Source organism: Flavobacterium sp. SM2513 (assembly GCF_050908145.1).
Taxonomy (GTDB): domain Bacteria; phylum Bacteroidota; class Bacteroidia; order Flavobacteriales; family Flavobacteriaceae; genus Flavobacterium.
Window position 1 is genome coordinate 3509924 of sequence record NZ_CP194228.1, and the last position, 16026, is coordinate 3525949.

At 34.8% G+C, this 16026-nt stretch carries 16 protein-coding genes; 5 read left to right on the forward strand and 11 right to left on the reverse strand.

Translation table 11 applies throughout. The features are described 5' to 3' along the window. Positions 1-338 precede the first annotated feature (338 nt). From ACQ5J2_RS14935 to ACQ5J2_RS14965, 7 genes are all read right to left on the reverse strand, one after another. Positions 339-569 (reverse strand): DUF3820 family protein, encoded by a 231-nt coding sequence (locus ACQ5J2_RS14935; RefSeq protein ID WP_432671262.1) that lies wholly within the window; start codon positions 567-569, stop codon positions 339-341. A 1-nt stretch (position 570) separates the two neighbouring features. Beyond that, positions 571-972 carry an OsmC family protein gene (locus tag ACQ5J2_RS14940; RefSeq protein ID WP_432671263.1) on the reverse strand — a complete coding sequence of 134 codons (402 nt, stop codon included), beginning with the start codon at positions 970-972 and terminating at the stop codon, positions 571-573. 1 nt (position 973) lies between these two features. Further along, positions 974-2905 carry a LysM peptidoglycan-binding domain-containing protein gene (locus tag ACQ5J2_RS14945; protein WP_432671264.1) on the reverse strand — a complete coding sequence of 644 codons (1932 nt, stop codon included), beginning with the start codon at positions 2903-2905 and terminating at the stop codon, positions 974-976. Positions 2906-2976: 71 nt separating this feature from the next. Next, on the reverse strand, positions 2977-4506 hold the full coding sequence (guaA, locus tag ACQ5J2_RS14950) for a glutamine-hydrolyzing GMP synthase (RefSeq protein ID WP_432671265.1): 1530 nt from the start codon (positions 4504-4506) through the stop codon (positions 2977-2979). A 737-nt stretch (positions 4507-5243) separates the two neighbouring features. After that, positions 5244-5939: an outer membrane beta-barrel protein gene (locus ACQ5J2_RS14955; protein WP_432671266.1), complete on the reverse strand. Its 696-nt coding sequence runs from the start codon at positions 5937-5939 to the stop codon at positions 5244-5246. 15 nt (positions 5940-5954) lie between these two features. Next, a complete protein-coding gene (locus tag ACQ5J2_RS14960; protein WP_432671267.1) occupies positions 5955-6539 on the reverse strand; it encodes a hypothetical protein in 585 nt (194 codons plus the stop codon). Next, positions 6536-7285 carry a hypothetical protein gene (locus ACQ5J2_RS14965; RefSeq protein WP_432671268.1) on the reverse strand — a complete coding sequence of 250 codons (750 nt, stop codon included), beginning with the start codon at positions 7283-7285 and terminating at the stop codon, positions 6536-6538. Before ACQ5J2_RS14965 ends, ACQ5J2_RS14960 begins: the two co-directional genes overlap by 4 nt. Before the next feature lie 273 nt (positions 7286-7558). Here ACQ5J2_RS14965 and ACQ5J2_RS14970 point away from each other — a divergent pair, with 273 nt between their 5' ends. Continuing rightward, positions 7559-8467 carry an ABC transporter ATP-binding protein gene (locus ACQ5J2_RS14970; RefSeq protein WP_432671269.1) on the forward strand — a complete coding sequence of 303 codons (909 nt, stop codon included), beginning with the start codon at positions 7559-7561 and terminating at the stop codon, positions 8465-8467. A gap of 1 nt (position 8468) precedes the next feature. Further along, positions 8469-10691, forward strand: coding sequence for a redoxin family protein (locus tag ACQ5J2_RS14975; protein WP_432671270.1), 2223 nt, complete (start codon positions 8469-8471; stop codon positions 10689-10691). 292 nt (positions 10692-10983) lie between these two features. Here the strand turns inward: ACQ5J2_RS14975 and ACQ5J2_RS14980 are convergent, their stop codons facing one another. Both ACQ5J2_RS14980 and ACQ5J2_RS14985 read right to left on the reverse strand, forming a co-directional pair. Next, positions 10984-12027, reverse strand: a complete 1044-nt coding sequence (locus ACQ5J2_RS14980; RefSeq protein WP_432673321.1) for an RluA family pseudouridine synthase — start codon at positions 12025-12027, stop codon at positions 10984-10986. Positions 12028-12029: 2 nt separating this feature from the next. Then, the gene (locus ACQ5J2_RS14985) at positions 12030-12638 is read right to left on the reverse strand and encodes a PASTA domain-containing protein (RefSeq protein ID WP_432671271.1); all 609 of its coding nucleotides are present in this window, start codon (positions 12636-12638) and stop codon (positions 12030-12032) included. A gap of 94 nt (positions 12639-12732) precedes the next feature. On the opposite strand from ACQ5J2_RS14985, the gene ACQ5J2_RS14990 reads away from it, so the two are divergent. The 3 genes from ACQ5J2_RS14990 to ACQ5J2_RS15000 are packed head-to-tail and all read left to right on the forward strand — an operon-like array spanning position 12733 to position 14760. Then, complete coding sequence (locus tag ACQ5J2_RS14990; protein WP_432671272.1) at positions 12733-13719, forward strand: D-alanine--D-alanine ligase; 987 nt, start codon at positions 12733-12735, stop codon at positions 13717-13719. Then, positions 13707-14168, forward strand: coding sequence for a pantetheine-phosphate adenylyltransferase (coaD, locus tag ACQ5J2_RS14995; RefSeq protein ID WP_432671273.1), 462 nt, complete (start codon positions 13707-13709; stop codon positions 14166-14168). Before ACQ5J2_RS14990 ends, coaD begins: the two co-directional genes overlap by 13 nt. 25 nt (positions 14169-14193) lie before the next feature. Continuing rightward, positions 14194-14760, forward strand: a complete 567-nt coding sequence (locus ACQ5J2_RS15000; protein ID WP_432671274.1) for a PhnA domain-containing protein — start codon at positions 14194-14196, stop codon at positions 14758-14760. A 106-nt stretch (positions 14761-14866) separates the two neighbouring features. On the opposite strand, the gene ACQ5J2_RS15005 is transcribed toward ACQ5J2_RS15000, so the two are convergent. Next, a complete protein-coding gene (locus tag ACQ5J2_RS15005) occupies positions 14867-15796 on the reverse strand; it encodes a tetratricopeptide repeat protein (protein ID WP_432671275.1) in 930 nt (309 codons plus the stop codon). A 52-nt stretch (positions 15797-15848) separates the two neighbouring features. Continuing rightward, positions 15849-15992: a hypothetical protein gene (locus ACQ5J2_RS15010; RefSeq protein ID WP_432671276.1), complete on the reverse strand. Its 144-nt coding sequence runs from the start codon at positions 15990-15992 to the stop codon at positions 15849-15851. Positions 15993-16026: the final 34 nt, after the last annotated feature.

The window sequence follows — 16026 nt, forward strand, 5'->3', positions numbered from 1 at the left end:
GTGATGGCGATGCTGGCATTAAAGATTATGCAATTGAGGTCAAACATTACAACATTTGAGAAGTGTTGTAATCTTAGTAATTAATTGATAATAAATAATTTTCGAATTGAAAATCAAATAATTAAGACTGGAATTGTTTGATTAAAATTTTATGAATGTGCACGTCTTGCAAAACATACTAAAACGCCCATTGTATTAGTAAAGCACAGTAATTTCTCCGATTTCAGAGGTGCATGGTTCAACAATTCTTAATTGGAAGTTATCTCAACTTAAAAACTAGTATCGAAAGGATGGCGAACTCTTTTTTAATCGAAAAGTATGTGCATTTTCTGTAACAACTATCTAGGCTTCGGGTATTTCCTTTTGATATTTCGTATTAGGTCTTCCAAACCATTTAGTTTTAGTTCGTAGATCAGTTGCAGTTGCAAGCCCAATTCTCCTTTTGGAAAACCTTTGTTGCTGTACCAAACTACATAATATTCGGGTAGGTCAATAAGAAAACGCCCCTCGTATTTTCCGAAGGGCATTTTTGCATGTGCGAGTTTGATGAGTTTTTCTTGGTCGGTCAATTTACTTCCAATTAAAAGTTACCTCTTTCTTAATATCTGGATGCAAACTATAATGAACGGGACACGTCATAGCTGTTCGCTCTAAAATTAGTCTAGTTCGCTGATCAGCGGCAATTGCCATATCAAACTTAACGTGAATTTCGGTGATTCTCCTTGGTTCTGTTCCCATAACTTTCGTTACTTCTGCTGTTGAACCACCTAATTCTACTGCTAAATCACGAGACTTAATTCCCATCATCGTCATCATGCAAGTGGCTAAACCATTGGCAACTGTATCAGTGGGCGAGAATGCTTCTCCTTTTCCGTTGTTGTCAGTGGGAGCGTCTGAGATAATTTCTGTTCCCGATTGAATATGTATAGACGAAGTTCTCAATTCGCCTAAGTAGGTTACTTTTGAAGTCATATTAATTGGCTATTTTAATGTATAAATCAGTATCGTAGTACAAAATATAGAATCCCGTGTTGCGGAAACCTTTATCTTCTCTTTTTGCGTAGGCGAATTTATTTTCAAATTGTTCTGTTGTCACGGCCGTCAAAGTTTCCTTGAATTCTTTTTCTTGCGACATCCGGATTAATGCGTCAAACGTAATATCAAATCCTCGAATCGCATACGGATTTGGGGCAATCATATTAATTTGACGGTATTTTTTAGTAAAGTATGAATTTTCATTTTCGGTCACTTGTTTTCCTAACGAAGTATACATTAACTTTAATTTTGATAAATTCTCTATTTTTATCTCGTCCGATTCTAATTTTGGATTGGTTTCTAAAATCACTAGCTGAATATCGTATTCAGACTGCATGGCAATTAATGTATTAATTAGCATCTTGATACGAAACGTGTTCTCCGTATCCATGACCACATAATTTTTCTTGCCTTTAATTAATTGCGATTTTATTCCGTTATTAGTGGTTTCACTCGATTCAAAATTCACCAGTTTAATAGCGGGTTGATTTTCTGCAAAATACTTTCGCGTAGCTATTTTTTTAGTATCAACTACTCCAATAATATTCGTGCTATCGGTTTTCATGAATTCAAACAATTTATCTTTCATATAATTATCTGAAGGAATCGTCTGAATCACATTGGGCAATACTGCATTTGTTTCTTTGGATAATGGCGAAATAATACTGATGCTGTCTTTCATTAATAAGTGTGCCGCAGCTTCCACATTAGTTTGGTAAAAAGGTCCAATCACAACATCGGTGTCCCAAAAAGTACTTTGTTTAAAAATCGAAGCAACATTTGATGAATTCTTGGTTTCCTGCGAATCAAATATTTTCACATCCACATTCAGTCCCAATATTCGAGCAGAATCAATAGCCATTAACGCACCCGAATAAAAATCGAGCGTCATGTTCAGGAATTTATCGCTTCTGATGCGGTTTCGAACTGAAGTCGTATCGCTTTCAATTTTAGAAATATTAAAAGGCATCAACAAAACCAATTTTTTACGGTTTGAAGTTTTTAAGGTTTGTGTTAAATCAGCATACTTTTTTGGAGCAATCAGCTGATTTTTCTTTTCAACTCCAGGGAATTTCAAAACCATACCGTCACGAACGCCTTCTTTTAGAGAAGGGTTTAATGCGATTAATTCTTCTTGCGAAAAACCGGTTTTTTTAGCGATTCCATAAAGCGTCTCTTTGGGTTGCACTTCATAAGCAATCATATTTGGCTTAACAGGCAATACAACTATCGCTTGGTTAGGCTTTACTTCTTCTTTATCGGCTTTTTCAACCACTTCTTTTGGGATTTTAATTGTAAAACCAATTTGCAATCCGTCTTTAATTTCAGGGTTTAATTTTTCTAAATCTTCAATGGTAACATTATATTGTTTGGAAATACCATACACCGTTTCTTTGGCTTCCACCACATGTGTTCGACCACTTTTATTTTCAGCAGCAAAAACCTTTTTTGTTGGGGTTACAATGGCTTGTTTTGTAGGAATATTGATTTCTTCGCCAATTTTTAAACCGTTTGCTGCAAGTCCTGGGTTGGCTTTCTCAAGTTCTGCTTCAGTAACGTTATAGAGTTTGGTCAAACCATAAACAGTTTCTTTTGCCGAAACAATATGCGTTTTTTTGTCCGTTGGTTTTTCGGTTACTTCCCGAATGATAACGCCATTTCCTTTGGGAATTAAGAGTATCGTTTCTGGTTTTAAACCGGCTTGAGCATCCGGATTTAATCGGAATATCGTTGCAGGAGTCACTTGGTACTTTTGCGCAATTTTAGTCACCGTTTCCCCTTGTTCTACCTTATGTTTAATAAAATTTTGCTGGGCAAAAGCGCCTAAACTCATTGCAAATAATGCAAAACACATCAATAACTTCTTCATATTCCCTCTATTTATTAAAAAAATTAGCGTTTCTAAATTTACTAAAAATAGAAACGCCGCAACCATTTATTTTATTCCCACTCAATCGTTGCTGGTGGTTTTGAGCTAATATCGTATACTACTCTATTCACTCCCTTTACTTTATTGATAATATCATTCGACACTTTCATTAAGAAATCGTAAGGTAAATGTACCCAATCTGCCGTCATTCCATCTGTAGATTCTACAGCTCTTAACGCTACTACTTTCTCATAAGTACGTTCGTCGCCCATTACTCCTACACTATTTACCGGAAGCAAAATCGCTCCCGCTTGCCAAACTTTATCATACAATCCCCAAGAACGCAATCCGTCAATGAAAACAGCATCTACTTCTTGTAAGATACGAACTTTTTCCGGTGTAATATCACCTAAAATACGAATCGATAATCCCGGTCCAGGAAATGGGTGACGTCCTAACAAAGCCGCATCAATTCCCAAAGTCGCTCCTACTCTACGAACTTCATCTTTAAACAACATGCGAAGCGGTTCAACGATTTTCAATTTCATGTATTCCGGCAAACCTCCTACATTATGGTGCGATTTAATGGTTGCCGATGGTCCTTTTACAGAAACCGACTCAATAACATCTGGGTAAATCGTTCCTTGAGCCAACCATTTTACCTCGTCGCTGATTTTTGATTCGTCGTCAAAAACTTCGATAAATACACGACCGATGGTTTTACGTTTGGCTTCAGGCTCGCTGATTCCTGCCAAAGCGTCCAAGAAACGTGCCGAAGCATCGACTCCTTTTACGTTTAAACCCATTCCTTTGTATTGCTCCAATACGCTTTCATATTCGTTTTTGCGCAAAAGTCCGTTGTTTACAAAGATACAATGCAAGTTGGGGCCAATGGCTTGGTGTAATAAAACCGCAGCAACTGTAGAATCTACACCACCTGAAAGTCCTAAAACCACTTTATCGTTTCCTATTTTTTCTTTCAACTCCGCCACCATTTCTTCTACGAAGGCGTTTGGGGTAAAGTTTTGAGGAACATCAGCAATCTTAACTAAAAAATTTTCTAAAATTTGTTTTCCATCTGTGGAATGGTATACTTCTGGGTGAAATTGAATCGCATAAGTAGTTTCGCCTTCAATCTTATAAGCCGCATTTTCCACGTCGTGGGTACTGGCTAATTTCACTCCGTTTGTGGGAAGTGTCTTTACCGTATCCGAATGACTCATCCATACTTGTGAATTTTCAGAAACGCCGTCAAAGAAAACTTCTCCTTCTTTAATGAAAGACAAATTTGCTCTTCCGTATTCTCTGGTATCCGATGGAGCTACCAAACCGCCGCTGAAATGTGCCAAATACTGAGCACCATAACAAACAGCCAACAAAGGCATTTTACCACGAATTTGCGACAAGTCAGGATGGGGAGCGTCTTCGGCACGAACCGAAAAAGGACTACCCGACAAAATCACTGCTTTGTAACTCGACAAGTCAGTTGGAAAATTATTGTAAGGAAAAATTTCGCAGAATATATTTAATTCGCGAACGCGTCGGGCAATAAGTTGTGTGTATTGCGAGCCGAAATCTAAAATAAGTACGTTGTGTTGCATGTGCAAAAATAACTTTTATAATTGAGATGTGAAATTGGTTTTTTAGGTTTTTTTGAAAGATGTTTTTGGGGGTGGGAATTGTGGGAAAATAAATTATTTGGGGAAAGTTTTGAGGATGAGGGAAAGTTGTGTAAACTTGTGGGGATATTATTCGCTATGTTTAAGTAATTTAGAAAAAAATCGATTTGTAAGTGGCATTTAGAAAATCTTATTATAGAAAAGATGGTACGTTTGTTTCCAGTTCCTTTGATAATAGAAACAACAGAAACCCTAATCAGAAACCTGATAATGCAGGTGTTATAATTGTAGCCATAATATTAGCTATCATATTATTTATATCAAAATGGACATAAATTTCGAAAGTTAGCGCTCTACGAAAGTCTCTGACCATCCCACTCGTGAAACAAAAATATTGATAGGATTATTTTTGAAATAAATAAGGAAAAATTGGAATATCCTCAAAATACATTACTTCTACACCTCCTACAACTGTAGAACCCTCAAAACACATTACTTTTACCCTTCCTACAACTGTAGAACTTCCCCCTGGTTTTCGTTTGCAACGATTACCAACTTACCCTTTTGAAACCAGAACTAAGCATCTGCAATGCAACGCTGCTACTACTCCATTAGAAGTATCGCTTAAAATAAAAATGCCTTGACACACTGAAGTTTCAAGGCATTTTTATTTTTAATCAATCGCTGCACTGATGCTTTGTAGCACGGAGTAATTAAATCTATTCGTAACCAAATAATTTATTTAAACGATAACTTAAGGTAAACGAAAGTGTGTTAATCTTACCATTTAAAGTAGGCCCTGTATAGTTATTATTTTCGTCACGGCTGTTGGTTTGTACATCTTGTAAAACATTATTCAAACCGAAAGTATAACGAAAATCAAATCTAAAATCGTTGTAACCTCCTGTCAATCCTATACCAGCTCCGTAGTTAAATTTAGGTAGTGATGTTAGTGCAAATTCATTCAATTGATAAGGCAAATAATATTGGTCACCTGGCGCTACATTTTTTTCAGGTTGTAATTCGCCACCAAAGAAGGAAAAATTGATACCTGCTTGAGGACCAAAATAAAACTTATCTTCATCTGGTAGCACTACATAATAGTTGAAGAAAAAGCCTAAATCAGTAGTTGTTCTGCTGAATTTTGCATTATCAGTAGGTTCTAAATTAGCATCTACAGCAAGTAAATTAAAGGTACTTTTGTTTTGAAAAACTTCAATTTGATAACTGTAGCTTTCGTGATATCCAAAATTAAAGGCAATACCATATTTGTATCCAATACTTGGATCAGCTAATAAATCGTCAGAATCTATGCTACTGTAATTTCCACCAGCACTAATTAAAAAACCTTGTGGCGCTTGTGCATGCAAAGTACTTGCAAATAAAAAAAATGTAAAAATTGTAATATATTTCATGTTGTATTTTAATAATTATTGACAGTTAATATAAGTTGGAGCCGATACAAAATCACCTATTTGGTCTGCAGCATCTCCCGTTTGAGCTAAATTTTGGATGATTTGATCGCAATCGGCAAAATATTTACGAACTAAGGGACCTATTTTCTCCCGATCTTCAATATCTCTTCTTGCCGAAGTAAAGGTTAAATTTTCGATTACATTAAGTTTATCATCCGTAATTAAAAATTCATACCACGTAGTAGAGCCCATTGTAGTTCCTCTAGCACTCGTAGTAGTATTGGTTATAGCTACGGTAAACAATTTGTGTGTTTTGGTTTCGGCAACTAAAAATAATGATTTCTCTTTTTTATCTTTCCCTACTTTAAAATTTTTAAAAATATAACCGTTCCACTTCATATAATTTAAATCGCTAAACTTGATGTATTTTTCCCAAGTTTTGCCCACTTGTTTATAAGAAACGCGTTTATCAAAAGGAATAAAATCCACAGCATCGTCTCGCATGATGGTTTTTTTTCCTTTTTTATCTACAAAAAAAGCATTTTGACTTTGTGCACTAAATGATAAAAAAACAATAAATACAATAATTACATTTTTCATAACTCGTCTTGATTTATAAGTGTTGACCCTATTAAGATTACGGGATAACCGGTGTAAAAACGCAAATCACAAAACGTAATTTTATAATCTCCGCTAGCTAATTTAGTGATGTATACATTTCCTTCCCTTGCTTCTCCATAAGAACCTTGATAACTTATGGCTACACTTAACTCGCCCGTTCCAGGTGATGTAGGATTTTCTGGATTAATAACATAAACGCCTGATTCTGGAGGGTTTTCATTTGAGAACATTAATGTAAGACTTCCTGCCGAACCATTCATTCTCATGGTGTAATATCCGGTATTGGCAGAATTTAAAGAACCATAAAAATTAAGAGTCGACACACCCTCATGCGTAAATTTTAATCTATTTTTTTCAGGAGTACAAGGTATAATGGTTGCTAGTACATTTAATTCTAAAGAAGTTGTTACGGTACAAATTCCTTTGCTGCAAACTAAGGTATAGGTGCCAGAGTCGGCATTAGTAGCATTGCTTAGTACAACGCTTCTTTCATTAGATTCAAAACCATTTGGTCCCGTCCAAAGGCAATCAAAACTATCATCTAATTTTGTACCAAGAGTAATGTTTTCATTATCCAAAATTTCTACAGTTGTAGGAGTTTCGGTATATAATTCACCATTTACATAAAGATTGGGAGCTGTTAAAAAGCATTCGGGTTCTTGTTTTTCGCAACTAAAGAGAAACGCAGTACTTAAAATTATAAGTAATTGGTAAATTTTTGTCATAAATTGATTTGTTAATTAAACTATAAATTTTTAAAAAGTCGTAAAAATAGATAAATATCTCAAACGCCAAAGACTCTCGTCCTCTATTATCCAATTTTTTTTTCTTTTCTTTTTTATTTTAAAGGGATTTTAATTTTTTTAATCTCAAAATCAGCTAATTAACAGTCATAACTGAAATGTTAAAAAAACAGAAATAAACAAGCTCTTGAAAGATTCTTTACATCAAGTTTTTAACAAATTTTCCCTACATTAGCAACACCAAAACAATCACTTATGCCCGACTACATCATCCAAACGCAATCTTTATCTTTTGAATATTCAAAAAACAGAAAAGTATTAGATGCCATTTCTATCTCGGTTCCAAAAGGTTCGATTTATGGGTTTCTTGGTCCCAATGGCGCAGGAAAATCAACAACGATGCGATTATTGACTGGAATTATTCCAGAACAAGGAAATTCTATTAAGTTGTTTGGAAAACCATTACAAGACCAACTGCCGCAAGTGTTTACAAAGATTGGCTCATTGGTAGAGTCGCCTGCTTTGTATTTGCACCTTTCCGGAATTAATAATCTAAAGTACATTGCTAAACTTCGAGGTATTTCTGACAAAAAAATCCCCGAGATACTAGAGATTGTCAACTTATCAAAAGACGGTAATCGGAAAGCAAAACAATATTCCTTAGGGATGAAACAACGCTTAGCGATTGCCATGGCTTTACTGAGCGAGCCAGAATTGTTACTGCTGGACGAACCCGTAAATGGTTTGGACCCAAATGGAATTGTGGAGATGCGAAAATTATTAGTAAAACTCAATCAAGAACGAGGAGTAACTATTTTTGTATCCAGTCATTTACTGAGTGAAATTGAAAAGATGTGTACCCACGTTGCCATTATCAATCATGGAAAATTGCAGTTTGAGGGCACGATGAAAGCGCTTTCTGAAAAAACGGGCGGATGCAAAATTAAAATTACAATAGATGATGCAGCAAGCTGGATTTCAAAACTAGGCGACTATCATAATGTTCTTTTGAGTGCTGACAATGAAATTACACTTGAAATAGGCAGAAAAGAGCTTATTCCTGCTTTTATAAAGAGTATGGTTGTTCAAGATGCACACATTTATGAAGTCAAAATTTTAGATGGTTTAGAAGATTGGTTCATGACATTAATTGATAAAAAATAATATGGACAAGAAAGTAGCACGTTTTAGCACCGCCTTGCAAGCCGAACACATCAAAAAGAAAGGAACGGGATTTTACTGGATGAGTATTATTTTTGGATTGGTTTCTCCCCTTTTGTACTTTACCGTGATGATTATCGAGCGCTCAAATGCAGTCGTTTCTAGGCTTCCTTATAATTACATCTTAGAATTTACAAAAGGAAGTATGCTTCCGTTTGCCAATTTCTTTTTTCCCCTGATGATTATTATTGTGGTGAGTAGAATAACTCAAATCGACCATAAAAATGGCGGCTGGCAATTGATGGAAACCCAACCTGTTTCTAAATTCTCCATTTTCTTTTCGAAGTTTACACTTATTTTATTGGCAATAATTCTAGCCATAATATCTTTTATAATTACTTCTATTACACTTGCGTGGCTATTTACATTCATTGTTACGATTCCAAAAGCTGCTATAATGGAAATTCCTTTTGTTGAAATTTTAAATATAGCTGGTAGGCTTTTCGTGGCATCGCTCTTTGTTGTTGCTTTGCAATATGTGATTTCCGTTTTAATTTCTAGTTTTATTTGGACCATCATTATTGGCTTTTTCGGCCTTTTATTGACTGCTTTTCTGATGCCATTTGATTTGGTTCCTGTTTGGTATCCGTACCAAATTCTTGCAAATGTGGCGAATGTTCCCGACGGAAGCGACTTGGGTTATTGGCTTACTTTTACTGAAACCATTAGCTTTATTTGTGCATTTATATTGTTGTATGTGGGTTACAATTGGTACAAATTCAAGACACTTACATTTGCTTTTGGTCGTCCAAAACAAATCGCAAGCCTTGTTTTCGTTTTAGTGCTTTTTGGCGGTTTATTTTATTGGCTCATGCAACCCAATCAAATGGACAACCACAATAGGACTGTGATTTCGGGTAAGATTGAGAGCGATATTCCTTTTCAAAATATGTACGTTTTAGATTTGGTTGTAGAGGATACTTTAGCAGTAATTCCTATTAGAAATGGCGAATTTAATTATGTTGTAAATAAGCACTTGGATTCCGATTTCTATACCATCGCTTTTGACGAAAAATTTAGAGGAAATATATTTTTCGGAACTAATGATAGTCTCTATATTGACAGTAAGATTTCCTACTCTACGAAAGATGTTAAAGTATTTGGCACCCGATTGGCTGAAAACAAAATTCAAAAACAAAACGAATTTAGCTGGAGTCAGGCAGAATTCTATTTGCGTGAGAACATGAATCTAGACAAACCTGAGTTGATTTCTGATGCAATTTATGACGAGTGGAAAGATGCCATTGCAAAGCCAAACACCTTTAGAACCGTTGACAATTACATGCCCAAAAACGATTTCATCAATCGTTCAAGGAATTTAATTTCCACTAAATATCTCAACTTGTGGAACGATTTGATACAGAAAAGACAGGCGCTTTACCCGAACGAAAAGACGGTGGAAAGCAAAAACATCAAAGAAATAAAAAGCAGTTTATCCCTTACCGACGAAAGTTTGTTAAGTGATGAAGCGTATTTCAATTATGTTAAAAGTCAATTAATTTCAGGTAATAAAAAGGATGTTGACGAAGGTACGAAAGCACTTATGGCTATTTCTCAATTAGAAAAAAGCGCTTTTAAAGATAAAATGCTCTTCTGGCAATTGAAAAAAAGCCTCGAAGAAGCGTCTAGTACAACTGAAAGAAACGGTTTGGTCGCAGATTATTATGTAAATTTTAAAGATGCAAAATATCAGAAAAGAATTACAGCCTTGGGCAAAATGTTTGAAAGCTTAGCCAAAGGAAAAATGGCGCCACTATTTGAAGCGACTACTATAGATGAAAAACAATTTTCCATAACTGATTTAAAAGGAAAATATGTTTTAATTGATGTTTGGGCAACTTGGTGTGGTCCTTGTAAAATTCAATCGCCTTATTTTGAAAAATTTGCAATCAAATATAAAACCGAAAACATACAATTCATAGCTTTGAGTACCGACCAGGATAAGCTGAAATGGTATATAGAAGCTAAGAACAAATCTCAAACCATACCACAATTGCATTTGAATAATCCACAACAGTTTGCAATTGATTATAATGTGGAAAGCATCCCAAGATTTATATTAATTGACCCTAACGGAAATTTTGTCAATGCAAGAATGCCATTTCCAAGCGAATCTTCCTTTGAAATTATTTTGCGAAAAGCACTAGGTCTTCCCGACGAATTATAAAAAAGATGCCTTGATATGCTCAAAGCCGTATTTATATCTATTATTTTTCTGATTTAACCTAAGACAGCCGTGGTAAGCATTAAAATTATATTTTATAACGTTACCACGTCCGTGGTAAGCATTAAAACAATTCAATATACACTTACCACGTCCGTGGTAAGCACTAAAATTATATTTTATATGGTTACCACGTCCGTGGTAAGCAATAAAACAATTCAATATAGACTTACCACGGCTGCTGGAGGTTATTTGAATAAAAAAATGCCTCAATTTTCATCAAGGCATTCTCTATTTATTCATCTTCGTCGCTACTGTGCGACTTGGAGTAATTGCGCCATTTCTCAATGACATCTTGCATATCTTGGGGTAAATCGGTGTCAAAGCGTTTCATTTCTCCGGTTGTTGGATGAACGAAACCTAATGTTTTAGCATGTAGTGCTTGTCTTGGCAATGTTTTGAAACAATTGTCAATAAACTGCTTGTATTTGGTAAAAGTTGTTCCTTTTAAAATCAAATGACCACCATAACGTTCGTCATTAAATAACGTGTGACCAATGTGTTTCAAATGCACCCGAATTTGGTGGGTTCTACCAGTTTCTAATTGGCACGAAATCAACGTTACGTAACCAAAACGCTCTAAAACTTTATAATGAGTAACGGCTGGTTTTCCAATTTCTTCATCAGCAAAAACCGCCATTTGCATTCGGTCTTTAACGTGTCTTGCAATATTTCCCTCAATCGTACCTTGGTCTTCTTTTACATTTCCCCAAACTAGAGCGATGTATTCTCTTTCAGAAGTTTTCGCTTCAAATTGTTTGGCGAGATGCGTCATAGCAGCCTCAGTTTTGGCAATAACCAAAAGTCCGGAAGTATCCTTGTCAATTCGATGAACGAGTCCTGGTCGCTCGCTCGAGTTCATTGGCAAATTCTCAAAATGATACGCCAAAGCATTCACTAAAGTTCCTGTATAATTCCCGTGTCCAGGATGTACAACCATTCCAGGTTCTTTGTTTACTAACAATAAAGTGTCGTCTTCATAAACAATATTCAACGGAATATTCTCTGGGTCTACTCTATTTTCAAAAGGTGGATGCGACAATAAAATCCGAACTACATCAAAGGGTTTCACTTTGTAATTCGACTTTACGGGAACGTCATTCACATAAATATTTCCGTTGGTCGCTGCGTTTTGAATTTTATTTCTAGTCGAATTGGGCAACATGTGCATCAAATACTTGTCAATTCGCAGGAACTCTTGTCCTTTGGGAATTTCAAATCTAAAATGTTCAAATAAATCGTCGTCTAATTCTATTTCGGGTGTATGTTCTTCTGTCATCATTAAAATTCTTCGTCCAAATTATCTGTAGGAATAGTTTCCTCTTGTTCTTCTTCAAATCCTACTTTTCCATCTCCTAATACTAAGTCGATTTTAGAGGCCTTTGGTATTTTATCTCCTGGGTTTAATTTTCTTCCTTTGTATCGCATTTCAAGAACCATGTCTTTACCTAAATAAGGTTTGTAGGTTTTCTCACCAAGTTCTAAGCCTAAGGCTTTCAAAGTTGGTTCTGCTTGACGCAAACTTTGCTCAATTAAATTGGGCATCACGATGTCGCGGTACGAATCTGAATTTACTTTTATATAAATCTTACGTCCTTGCTTTACTTTTGCACCGGCAATTGGGTCTTGTTTTACCACAGAAAATTTCGGGAATCCCTTTTGAAATTCTGTTGTATCAAGCAATACATATTCTAAATCAAGAGCGTTTAATTTCTCTTCCGCTAGTTCTACAGACAACTTGCTCAAATCTGGAACGGTAATTTCTTCTCCATGATTTGTAGTAGAACTCAACCATTTCATCATTCCAAAAACCAACACAGCAATGATGGCAATGGCTATTCCAATTTGTATTAAAAATACTTTGCTGGTTAGAAATTTTCGTAAACTCATATTTATTTTATTTGCTGCAAAGATATAAAAATACTAAAGGTTTTCCGTTTCAATAATTAATGATATTTTTGCGGTACTAAATGTACTTGAAACTATGAAAATAGCCGTTGTAATGGGTGGATATTCGGACGAATCTGTGATTTCGCTTCGAAGTGGTCAATTGATTTTGCAAAACTTGGATAACTCCAAATATAAATCGTTTGAAGTTCACGTCGTTTTGGAAGGTTGGTTTGCTGTTATTGATAATCAAAAATACAACATCGACAAGTCTGATTTTTCGTTTACCAAAGACGGAATTAAGACCCAATTTGATTCTATAATCAACACTGTTCACGGTACTCCAGGTGAAGACGGACATTTACAAGCCTACTGGGAGTTACTTGAAATTCCTTATACAGGTTGTAACTTTTATCAGTCGGCATTGACTTTTAACAAACGAGATACCTTATCTGTACTTTCAAAATTCAATATTCCGAAAGCGAAATCCATTTATTTGACGAAAGGAACTGCAATTTCCGTGGATGATGTAGTTTCAGAATTGGGTTTGCCCTTTTTCGTAAAACCAAATCAATCGGGAAGCAGTTTAGGTGTTTCGAAAGTAAATAATAAAGAAGATTTTGAAAAAGCATTGGAATTTGCTTTCGCAGAAGACAGCGATATTTTGATTGAATCGTATTTGAAAGGCATGGAAGTTTCTGTTGGTGTTTTGCATTTCAATGGTAAAACTACGGTTTTAGGACTAACTGAAATTGTTTCTGAAAATGATTTCTTTGATTACGAAGCCAAATATTTAGGGAAGTCAGATGAAATCACCCCTGCACGATTGGACGAAGCAATGACCCAAAAAGTGGTAGAAATGGCGACAAAAGTCTATGACAATTTAGGTATGTTAGGCTTTTCAAGAAGTGAATTTATCATTATGGATGGCATTCCGCATTTTATTGAAATCAATACCAATCCGGGACTTTCACCACAAAGCATCTTTCCGCAACAAGCCGAATATGCACAAATAGAATTCAGTAAATTACTGGATAATGAAATTAATTTGGCACTAAAACGCAAACCATTATGGAAAAAATAGCCATATTTCCGGGTTCATTTGACCCTATAACCTTAGGACATTTCGACATCATCAAAAGAAGCATTCCTCTTTTTGATAAAATAGTTGTTGCAATTGGTGTCAATGCCGATAAAAAATACATGTTTTCATTAGAAGACCGAAAACGATTTATTGAAGAATCATTTGCTGATGAACCTTCCATTTCAGTAGTAGTTTATGAAGGTTTGACGATTGATTTATGTAAAAAAATGAATGCTAAATTCATTCTAAGAGGTTTGCGAAATCCTGCTGATTTTGAATTTGAAAAAGCAATCGCACATACAAATAGAAAGTTATCGAAAATAGAAACCGTATTTTTATTAACTGCTGCAAGAACATCTTACATCAGTTCAAGTATCGTACGTGATGTATTGCGAAACGGTGGCGAATATGAACTTTTAGTTCCGCCTGCCGTTCGAGTAAAAAAATAAATAAACTTAATATCACCCAATAAAAATGAATTTAGACAGAGAATTAAACAAAAGAAGCAACGGCGCTTGCGAACTTTGTGGTGCAACCGAGAACCTGAAACAATTTGACGTTCTCCCTACAAGAAAGGGCGACATCGACGAAAGTATTTATGCTTGTGCAACGTGTATCGACCAAATAGAAAATCCAGATAACATGGATGAAAACCACTGGCGTTTATTGAATGACAGTATGTGGAGCGAACATATTCCGGTACAAGTGGTTTCTTGGCGAATGCTAAATCGTTTGAAAAACCATGAATTGGTAGAGCAAATGTACATGGACGAAGACACCTTAGAATGGGCAAAAGCAACAGGGGAAGCCGATGACGACGAAAATAAAATAATTCACCGAGACAGTAACGGTGTGATTTTGAATACTGGAGATTCGGTAGTTCTGATTAAAGATTTGAAAGTTAAAGGTTCTAGTATGGTGGCCAAACAAGGAACTGCGGTTAGAAATATCCGTTTAGACCACGAAAATGAAACGTATATTGAAGGACGAGTGGACGGACAACAAATTGTGATTATTACGGCTTATGTGAAGAAACTTTAGTTGTCGGTTATCAGTTAACAGTTGTCAGTTTTAAAATCGTAAATGATAGAAAAATCTGCTATTAAAGAAATATATTAAAAGTAAAACCCATTGAAATCAATGGGTTTTATCTTGTCTTTCTCCAATCATTTAAACTTAAAAGTTTGTTGTTTTTTTTATCATAATATTTTATTTCAAAAGTTTTTTGATAAACAAAGAAATTAAATTGCTCATTGTTATCGCTATTCACTTTTATCCAATAATAATTTTTACCATTGAGTCTTGGAGCTTCAAAAATTTCAGTCGAATTCCAATTTTTTAAATGTTTGACCTCAGGTAGTTGACTAATAAGTTTCATTATTTTTGTTCTGTTTTCATTGTCTGCATCACAAACTTCAAAATCTGGCCTACCCGTTTCATAATAGACACTATTTAATAAAGTCGGGGTTTCTTTCTCCAATTCATTTATCCTTTCAACTGCTAATTTGTAATATACAAAATGATTAATTCCTTTATCTTTTTGTATCGATTTGTAAATTTTTAAAGCTTCAGCTTTTTTTCCAATTGTTTCGTAAAAGTTCGCATAAATAAAAGTATTAAAAGTGTAATTTGGTATGCTATCTAAAATTCGTTTTGCTTCATCAAATTTTTTAAGTTTAACATAATTACAAACTAATCCAACTTCATCGTGTCTACTTGTACCCATTTTCAGAATGTCAATAGATCTCTCGTATTTACCCATATTATAAAGCAATTCAGCTTTAAGCATTCTTAAGTCTCCTGCAATATTTTCTTTTATTTGAACTTTATAAATGTCTTTTTCATTTTCATAGGCTTTATATAAACTATCAATTTTCTCAAGAGTCTTATGTGGATTTTTTTCGGATTCTCTGTATAATTTGTTTAAAGTATTTTCAAAGATCGTCATTTCATCACCTACTTTTTTCATTTCAATTTCTGTATCATAATCCGTTAAAGGAAAAACAGAATTCGATTTTTCTTGACAAGAAAGCAGAATTATAAAAAACAAAAATGCTGTTTTTTTTAAACTTTTCATAAAATAATTATTTTGAAATTTTTCGATTATTTTAAAAACTTAAGAAATCTTTCTAAAAAGCTTCAAATTCCTCGTCTTCAAATACATCATCAATTAACAGTTTATCGTCACCATTTTCATGCATTACTCGAAATAATTCATCCCAACCTTTTCGAGGTTGATAATCTGAGTCTTTTGAAATTTCCTTATTTTCCATAATTAAAGTATTAAAAATGAACACTAATCAACTG

Excerpts from the sequence above, each read along its gene's own strand:
- ACQ5J2_RS14940 (WP_432671263.1), bottom strand. The coding sequence starts at position 972 with ATGACTTCAAAAGTAACCTACTTAGGCGAATTGAGAACTTCGTCTATA.
- ACQ5J2_RS14945 (WP_432671264.1), bottom strand. The coding sequence starts at position 2,905 with ATGAAGAAGTTATTGATGTGTTTTGCATTATTTGCAATGAGTTTAGGC.
- guaA (WP_432671265.1), bottom strand. The coding sequence starts at position 4,506 with ATGCAACACAACGTACTTATTTTAGATTTCGGCTCGCAATACACACAA.
- ACQ5J2_RS14955 (WP_432671266.1), bottom strand. The coding sequence starts at position 5,939 with ATGAAATATATTACAATTTTTACATTTTTTTTATTTGCAAGTACTTTG.
- ACQ5J2_RS14960 (WP_432671267.1), bottom strand. The coding sequence starts at position 6,539 with ATGAAAAATGTAATTATTGTATTTATTGTTTTTTTATCATTTAGTGCA.
- ACQ5J2_RS14965 (WP_432671268.1), bottom strand. The coding sequence starts at position 7,285 with ATGACAAAAATTTACCAATTACTTATAATTTTAAGTACTGCGTTTCTC.
- ACQ5J2_RS14970 (WP_432671269.1), top strand. The coding sequence starts at position 7,559 with ATGCCCGACTACATCATCCAAACGCAATCTTTATCTTTTGAATATTCA.
- ACQ5J2_RS14975 (WP_432671270.1), top strand. The coding sequence starts at position 8,469 with ATGGACAAGAAAGTAGCACGTTTTAGCACCGCCTTGCAAGCCGAACAC.
- ACQ5J2_RS14980 (WP_432673321.1), bottom strand. The coding sequence starts at position 12,027 with ATGACAGAAGAACATACACCCGAAATAGAATTAGACGACGATTTATTT.
- ACQ5J2_RS14985 (WP_432671271.1), bottom strand. The coding sequence starts at position 12,638 with ATGAGTTTACGAAAATTTCTAACCAGCAAAGTATTTTTAATACAAATT.
- ACQ5J2_RS14990 (WP_432671272.1), top strand. The coding sequence starts at position 12,733 with ATGAAAATAGCCGTTGTAATGGGTGGATATTCGGACGAATCTGTGATT.
- coaD (WP_432671273.1), top strand. The coding sequence starts at position 13,707 with ATGGAAAAAATAGCCATATTTCCGGGTTCATTTGACCCTATAACCTTA.
- ACQ5J2_RS15000 (WP_432671274.1), top strand. The coding sequence starts at position 14,194 with ATGAATTTAGACAGAGAATTAAACAAAAGAAGCAACGGCGCTTGCGAA.
- ACQ5J2_RS15005 (WP_432671275.1), bottom strand. The coding sequence starts at position 15,796 with ATGAAAAGTTTAAAAAAAACAGCATTTTTGTTTTTTATAATTCTGCTT.
- ACQ5J2_RS15010 (WP_432671276.1), bottom strand. The coding sequence starts at position 15,992 with ATGGAAAATAAGGAAATTTCAAAAGACTCAGATTATCAACCTCGAAAA.